This window comes from Aquabacterium sp., from assembly GCF_041915145.1.
Lineage (GTDB): Bacteria > Pseudomonadota > Gammaproteobacteria > Burkholderiales > Burkholderiaceae_C > Aquabacterium.
Genome location: NZ_JAYSBZ010000171.1, coordinates 1 through 1,826 on the forward strand (window position 1 = coordinate 1; position 1,826 = coordinate 1,826).

Here is a 1,826-nt window from a genome sequence, read left to right on the forward strand (position 1 = left end):
GACCGCGCAGCAAGGCGTCAGTGCGCGACCTGATCTTGGTTTCCACCGACCGAGTGTGACCATCCTTGGCCAGCACCTCGTGAACTCGCCCCCACAGCCCTGGATCGATGATGGCTTGATGCACGCCCGGGTACCAACTGCCCTTGTGCGACAACTCCCCGAGGTAGATGCGGTTGCGCAGCAGCTTGTGCAGATACTTCTTGTCGATGCGCGTGCCTGCCCGTGTCTGACCGTCTTGTGTCGTCCAAGCCTTGGTGGTGATGCCATCCAGCGTCAGGTTGGCGGCGATCTGGGTGGGCGAGCCGATGGTCAGCATCTCTTCGAAGATGCGACGCACCACCGCAGCCTCAGTGTCGTTGATCACCAGCAGGCGGTTCTCAACGTCGTAGCCCAGGGGTGGCACGCCGCCCATCCACATCCCCTTGCGTTTGCTGGCAGCGATCTTGTCGCGGATGCGCTCGCCGGTGACCTCGCGCTCGAACTGGGCGAAGGACAGCAGCACGTTGAGCATCAACCGCCCCATCGAGGTGGTGGTGTTGAACTGCTGCGTGACCGACACGAACGACACGCCGTGGCGCTCAAACACCTCGACCATCTTGGAGAAGTCGGCAAGGCTGCGCGTCAGGCGGTCGATCTTGTAGACCACCACGATATCGATTTGGCCTCGCTCGATATCCGCCATCAGGCGTTTCAGCCCGGGCCGGGCCGTGTTGCCGCCGGAGAACCCGGGGTCGTCGTAGTCGTCGGCCACCGGAATCCAGCCCTCGGCGCGCTGGCTGGCTACAAAAGCGTGGCCAGCCTCCTTTTGCGCATCAATGGAGTTGAATTCCTGGTCAAGGCGCTCGTCCGACGACACCCGGCAGTAGACCGCGCAGCGTTTGCGTGTCTTGGGAGAGGCGATTTGGGGGGCGTCACTCATTGCGCACCTGCCTTGCCGTTCAGGCCAAAGAACAGCGGGCCCGACCAATGCGTGCCAGTGATCTGCCGGGCCACAGCCGTCAGGCTCTTGAAGGTACTGCCCTCGTATTCGAACAGACCTTCGGCAGTGACCACCACCTTGTGCTCACTCTCGCCCCATTCGCGCAGCAGGACAGTGCCGGGCGCGAAGTTGATGTCGCGAGGCCGCGCCCGCAGCTTGATTTTGGAATGCTTGGCACCGATGGCCTCCAACCGCTGGCGGGTGTTGTTCGACAATCCACCGAAGGCCTCCTCCTGCATCTTGTAGGCGATACGCGACTCGATGAAGGCGCGGTTGGGGTTGATGGGGCGGCTACTGAAGTACCGATCCCACACTGGCCAAAGCTCAGCGATCGGCAGGTTGGACAGCGCCGCGATCTGCGCGGCGACGGATGCTTGTTTCTCGTTCATCACAACTTCTCCTGTTGATAGGGGGTTGTATGAACGCGCTGGTTGAGCAGTAAGCCAAGGCCAACTTCTCTGGCTTTCGGCTCGTTTGCCACGATGGTGCGGACGATGGCGGCCGCAAGGATGGCGGTGATTTCACCAGCGCGGGCGCTGGCGGACATCTCTGCTGGAGATGCAAGTTCGAGGTTTTTCATGACGGGCTCCAGGGAATAGCAACCGTCAGAAATAGTGAACCTGATCCTTCGGACAGGATGGCAACGCAGGGTAATCGGAGCAGGAAATTGCGCGTTTACGAAACAGTTGACCGGCGCACGTCTTGGCCCTATGATCTTGAAATTAACCAATTACGCAATTAGGAAACGGCCATGCCTTTCGGAGACTTCATTCGCAAGAAGCGCGAAGAGAAGCAGATACAGATGAACGACTTCGCGCGTCAGCTTGAGATTTCACCTGCCTACTGG

General features: G+C 60.2%; 3 protein-coding genes. All 3 read right to left on the reverse strand.

Annotated features, from left to right (window positions below):
* Window positions 1-919, reverse strand: a 919-nt coding sequence (locus tag ACE3SS_RS15645) for a recombinase family protein (protein WP_374595536.1), incomplete at its 3' end; no start/stop codon positions are given.
* Window positions 916-1,368, reverse strand: a complete 453-nt coding sequence (locus ACE3SS_RS15650) for a DUF2924 domain-containing protein (RefSeq protein ID WP_374595538.1) — start codon at window positions 1,366-1,368, stop codon at window positions 916-918. The genes ACE3SS_RS15650 and ACE3SS_RS15645, both read right to left, overlap by 4 nt.
* Window positions 1,368-1,559: a hypothetical protein gene (locus tag ACE3SS_RS15655; RefSeq protein WP_374595540.1), complete on the reverse strand. Its 192-nt coding sequence runs from the start codon at window positions 1,557-1,559 to the stop codon at window positions 1,368-1,370. The genes ACE3SS_RS15650 and ACE3SS_RS15655 overlap by 1 nt, the downstream gene beginning before the upstream one ends.
* Window positions 1,560-1,826: the final 267 nt, after the last annotated feature.